Origin of the sequence: Stenotrophomonas sp. 2YAF22, from assembly GCF_052114665.1 — a bacterium.
Taxonomy (GTDB): Bacteria; Pseudomonadota; Gammaproteobacteria; order Xanthomonadales; family Xanthomonadaceae; genus Stenotrophomonas; species Stenotrophomonas indicatrix.
On record NZ_JBFRFE010000311.1, the window covers coordinates 1 to 4,932 of the forward strand.

At 66.4% G+C, this 4,932-nt stretch carries 6 protein-coding genes; 2 read left to right on the forward strand and 4 right to left on the reverse strand.

Going from position 1 to position 4,932, the window contains the following annotated elements; translation table 11 throughout:
- From AB4Y84_RS13100 to AB4Y84_RS13115, 4 genes are all read right to left on the reverse strand, one after another.
- Window positions 1-1,369 (reverse strand): thiamine pyrophosphate-dependent enzyme (locus tag AB4Y84_RS13100; protein WP_442250250.1); only part of this gene is annotated, 1,369 nt, incomplete at its 3' end.
- An 89-nt stretch (window positions 1,370-1,458) separates the two neighbouring features.
- A complete protein-coding gene (locus AB4Y84_RS13105; protein WP_025876778.1) occupies window positions 1,459-2,118 on the reverse strand; it encodes a glutathione S-transferase family protein in 660 nt (219 codons plus the stop codon).
- A 178-nt stretch (window positions 2,119-2,296) separates the two neighbouring features.
- Window positions 2,297-2,839 carry a GNAT family N-acetyltransferase gene (locus AB4Y84_RS13110; protein ID WP_363732680.1) on the reverse strand — a complete coding sequence of 181 codons (543 nt, stop codon included), beginning with the start codon at window positions 2,837-2,839 and terminating at the stop codon, window positions 2,297-2,299.
- 98 nt (window positions 2,840-2,937) lie between these two features.
- Window positions 2,938-3,777 (reverse strand): glycine zipper 2TM domain-containing protein, encoded by an 840-nt coding sequence (locus AB4Y84_RS13115; protein ID WP_025876774.1) that lies wholly within the window; start codon window positions 3,775-3,777, stop codon window positions 2,938-2,940.
- A gap of 163 nt (window positions 3,778-3,940) precedes the next feature.
- On the opposite strand from AB4Y84_RS13115, the gene AB4Y84_RS13120 reads away from it, so the two are divergent.
- Together AB4Y84_RS13120 and AB4Y84_RS13125 are read left to right on the forward strand one after the other, a co-directional pair.
- Entirely contained in the window at window positions 3,941-4,156 is a 216-nt protein-coding gene (locus tag AB4Y84_RS13120; protein ID WP_080148438.1) for a DUF6116 family protein, read from the forward strand.
- A complete protein-coding gene (locus tag AB4Y84_RS13125; protein WP_442244311.1) occupies window positions 4,153-4,926 on the forward strand; it encodes a TatD family hydrolase in 774 nt (257 codons plus the stop codon). Before AB4Y84_RS13120 ends, AB4Y84_RS13125 begins: the two co-directional genes overlap by 4 nt.
- Window positions 4,927-4,932 lie beyond the last annotated feature (6 nt).

Sequence of the window (4,932 nt, forward strand, 5' to 3'; positions counted from 1 at the left end):
CCGTGTAAACGCCGCCTTTCTGCGCCACGTCCTCGCCAAACAACAACGCCTGCGGGTACTTGCCCAGCAGCTCCTGCAGCCCGTGGTTGATCTGTATCGCCAGATGCCGCGGCGGTTGCCCTTCGGGCAGCGAATCGGCGCCGCCATACAGCGCCTGCCGGGCCTCGATGGGCGCCACGCGCTCGGCCTCAGCCTGCACCGCTGCGGGCGTATAGGGTGCCAACGGCGTGATCACCTCCTGCAATGTCTGCAGCTTCGGCCGCGTGTCGGCATCGATGGCAGCGGCCATGCAGCGCGCGCGCAGGGTTTCATAGGCAGCCTCGACGCCCGCCGCATCCATCCAGCCCGATTCCAGCGCAATCTGCGCCGAGCGCAGCAGCGGGTCCTGCGCCTCGGCCGCACACAGTTCGGCCAACGCCCGCCATTCCACTTCGAAGTCGGTACCGGCGTGGCCCATCAACCGCGTGGTGCGCAGGTGCAGGAAGGTGGGCCGCCGCATGCGCCGGCAATGTTCGACCGCCGCCTGCACCTGTGCGTGTCCGGCCGCCAGGTCCAGGCCATCGGCAAAGAAATAGTCCAGGCCCGGTTGCCGGCTGAAGCGCTCTGCGATCCATCCTTCAGGGGTCTTCACCGAAATACCCAGGCCATTGTCCTCGCAGACGAACAGGATCGGCACCGGCAGCTTCTGATAGGCCGACCACATCGCGGTATTGAACGCAGTCTGCGCGGTGGCATGGTTGGCCGAAGCGTCGCCGAAGGAGCACATCACGATGCTGTCGGCGGGAATCGGCAGCGGCTGGCTCAGGCGCCTGCCACTCTCGATCGCCAGCGCGGTACCCACCGCCTTGGGCAGGTGCGAGGCGATGGTCGAGGTCTGCGGCAGCACCCACAGCGGCTTGCTGCCCCACACTTTGTGACGGCCGCCGCTGGCCGGATCATCGGCACTGGCGGCGAAGGACAGCGCGGCGTCGCGCACCGGATCCATGCCGGGCACCAGCCGCGCACGCTCGGCCATGAACGCGCCGGAACGGTAGTGCAGGAAGGCGGGGTCGGTGTGGCGGCAGGCGCGCGCAAGCAGCGCATTGCCTTCATGACCGGACGAGCCGATGGTGTAGAAGACCTTGTTCTGCACGCGCAGCACGCGCGCCATCAGGTCCAGCTGGCGACTGAGCAGCTGCGATTCGAACAGCTCGCCGAAGGCGGCGGCGGTGAGGGTGCTGCCCGGCAGGATCGGCGCATCCGGCGCCGGACGCGGCCGCGGGATGCCGCTCCAGGCGCGTACGGCCTCGAGGAAATTGACGTCACAGACCTCGGCGCGATTGAGACCGCGCATGCGTGCGGGAATGGGATCAGGAACCACAGCGAACATCGAACACCCTCCGTGTCGTTGTTGCAGACCGTAACGCCAAGGCTGCCCGACGCTTCCGCTGGTCGAGCACGCCCGACGCTGCAGGGGAATCAATCCGGTGCGTTGAACCGCGCGCGCACCTCGGCGGTCACCGCAGGCATGGGCACGAAGCGAGGCTGCGCTCGCACCCGCTGCAACCAGGCCCGCACCTGCGGGAATGGATCCAGTGCGATGCCACCGTCGGCGGCGACATCGGAATAGGCAAACAAGGCGATATCGGCGATACCGTAGTCATCGCCGGTGAACCACTGCGCCTGGCGCAGATGTTGCTCCATCACCGCCAGCGCGCTGGCAGCGCGCTCATGCAGGCGCGGCAGTTCAGCACGGCGTGGCGAGTCGGCCGGTGTCCAACCGCGGATGAAGCGTGCCACCGCCACGCAGGGTTCATGCGTGTACTGCTCGAAGAACATCCAGCTCAATGCCTGCGCACGCTGCCAACCGTCGGCGGGAAGATACGGCGTCCCCTCGGCCAGCCAGAACAGGATCGCATTGGACTCGGTCAGCACGCGGCCGTCGTCGCGCACGATCAACGGCACCTTGGCATTGGGGTTGAGGGCGAGAAATTCCGCTGTATGGGTCTGGCCGTGGGCGCTGTCCACCTCCACCCAGCGGTAGCGGCTGCCAAGCTGTTCCAGCAGCAGGCGCACCTTGTGGCAATTGCCCGAGACCGACATGCCATGCACCGTCAACGCAATGCGTTCTTCCACCATTGCCTGCTCCAGGGAGGTCCCGGCCTGCAGCCGGCTGTCCGCAGTCTGGCAAGCAGCTTGGCGATTGCCAAGCGCGGGTGCAGCATGGCGATTCGGTAGTGCCGGCCGCTGGCCGGCAACCTTGATGCAGCTGGATTTGTGCGATTGTCGGCCAGCGGCCGACACTACCGGGCAGCGCTCAGCTTGCGCGCTGCTGCCACTGCCCGCGCGATTGCCCCCAGATTTCCAGCGGCTTGCCTTCATAGGGCGGTGGCAACTGCCCCATGCGCAGCAGCGTACTGCCGAGCTTGCGTGCAACCACCTTCGAATTTTCGTTGTCTTCGGCGATGGTGTGGATCACCTCATCCCAGCCCAGCGTATCGAACGCCCAGTCGATGGCTGCGATCGCCGCCTCCGGTGCGTAGCCCTTGCCCCAGCTGGCCCGGCGGATGCTCCAGCCGACCTCGGTGCCGGGCCAGTCCTGCGGCTGCCACGGCCCCATGCGACCGATCCATTCACCGCTGGATTTCTCGATCACGCTGAACATCGAGAAGCCGAACAGCTGCCATGCGCCGGCCAGGCTGCAGAAGCTGCGCCATGCCACCGAGGGTGCCTGCACACCGCCCAGCGTGCGCATCACTTCCTCATCGGCGCAGAACGCCAGATAGGGAGCGTAGTCCTGCCGCTGCGGCGGACGCAGGATCAGGCGTTCGGTTTCGATGCGCAGGTCAAAGATGCTCATGGCGTCATGGTAGAGCCACGCCACGCGTGGATGAACCCCACCCATAAAAAAACAGGCCAGCAGAGGCTGGCCTGTTCGTTACCGATGTTGCCGGAGAATTACTGACGGTTCGCGGTCGCGTCGCCGGCTGCAGCCGTCTGGGTGACCAGCTGCCCATCCACCACCGGCAGGCGATCGCTGGCCGGCTTGTTGTCCATACGCACGGTCTTCTCTGCGCCGTCGTAGCGGTAGGTCACGTTGTAGCCCTTGACCACGTCACTGGTGCCCATGGCAATGCGGTTGCCCGGCTTGCTGCCCATGCGCATGGTGCCGGTGGTGCCGTCTTCATTGCGGTAGGTCACGTTGTAGCCGGTGACACGGCTCGACTCGGAGGTCGCCGTTTCGGTGTGGCACTGGCGCTCGGTGCGGTTGACCACGCGGCCACCCACATGGCGCTTGTCGACCTGGTTGCCGATGAAGCCACCGGCCACGGCACCGGCAGCGGTCGCGGCCTTCTTGCCATTGCCGCCGCCCACCTGGTTGCCCAGCAGGCCACCGACCACGGCACCGACCACGGTGCCACCGACGTTGCCGTCACGCTCGGGCAGGCGTTCCTGCACCACCACGTCCTGGCAGACCTCATGCGGGGTCTGGGTGGTGGACGTCTCGCGTACCGGATCGGTGCCGATCACGGTGGCATAGGCCTTCTGCTTCTCGGTGATCGGATCGACCTTCAGCACATCGGCGTATTCCAGGCCACGCGGCGCACTGGCGTCCACTGCGTCGCCACGTGCGCCATCGTCGGTGGCATTGCCATCGACCAGGCGCGATTCACTCGGGTTTCCGGCGCTCAGCTGCTCCGGCGACTTGTCGCCGCTCTTCATGAAGGCGGCGGTGGCGATACCACCGACCAGCAGCGCGCCCGCTGCGACCAGGACAGTTGTAGTTGTGCTTTTCATGACCTGCTCCTTGCGGACCGTCCGCAACGTTCTCAGGCCAGATTGCAGCATGCGGTGCCTGAACGGAATCTCCACATTTCCTGCTCACTGCCGTAACCCATTCAGCATCTGGAAATGCTGGGCCCGTGGTAGCGTTTGCACATTCCCCAGGAGGACCTCCGCCATGGCCAACCCGATGCTGCTGCCGGTCCTGCAATGGGCGCGCCGGCTGCGCTACCCCACCCTGTTCAAGCTGACCGCCGGCCTGTTCGCGCTGACCCTGTTCATCCCCGACCCGATTCCGTTCGTCGACGAACTGATGCTGGGCTTGGGCACCCTGCTGCTGGCCAACTGGAAGAACCGCAGCGCGACCACGCCACCGCCCCTGGAGCAGCGTTGAACCTGCTGGTCGACAGCCACTGCCATCTGGATGCCAGCGAATTCGACGTTGACCGCGAGGCGGTCATCGACCGCGCGCGCGCTGCCGGCGTGCAGATGCAGGTGGTTCCGGCGGTCACTGCGGCCAGCTGGCCAAAGCTGCGTGAGGTCTGCCAGCAGGCGACCGGGCTCTACCCCGCCTATGGCCTGCACCCGATGTTCTTGGACCAGCACCGGCCAGAACACCTGCCGCAGCTGCGTGAATGGATCGAACAGGAGCGGCCCTGCGCGATCGGCGAATGCGGGCTGGACTTCTTCGTCGAGAGCCTGGATGCCGAGGCCCAGCAGGAGTACTTCCTCGGCCAGCTGAAGCTGGCCCGCGAGTTCGATCTGCCGGTGATCGTGCATGCCCGCCGTGCAGTGGATGCGGTGATCGCGGCGATCCGTCGCATCGGTGGCCTGCGCGGCGTGGTGCACAGCTTTTCCGGCAGCCCGGAACAGGCCGCACAATTGCACAAGCTGGGATTCCTGCTTGGCCTGGGCGGACCGTTGACCTACGAGCGTGCGCAGCGCCTGCAGCGGCTTGTCCGCGAGATGCCGCTGGAACAGTTGCTGCTGGAAACCGATGCGCCGGACCAGCCCGACGCGGGTATCCGTGGCCAGCGCAACGAGCCGGCGCGGCTGGCGGTTATCGCCCGCCACATCGCCGCGCTGCGCGGAATGGACATTGAAGACGTGGCGCGGGCCACCACGGACAACGCACGGCGGCTGTTCAACCTGCCTGCACCGTGAAGGTAG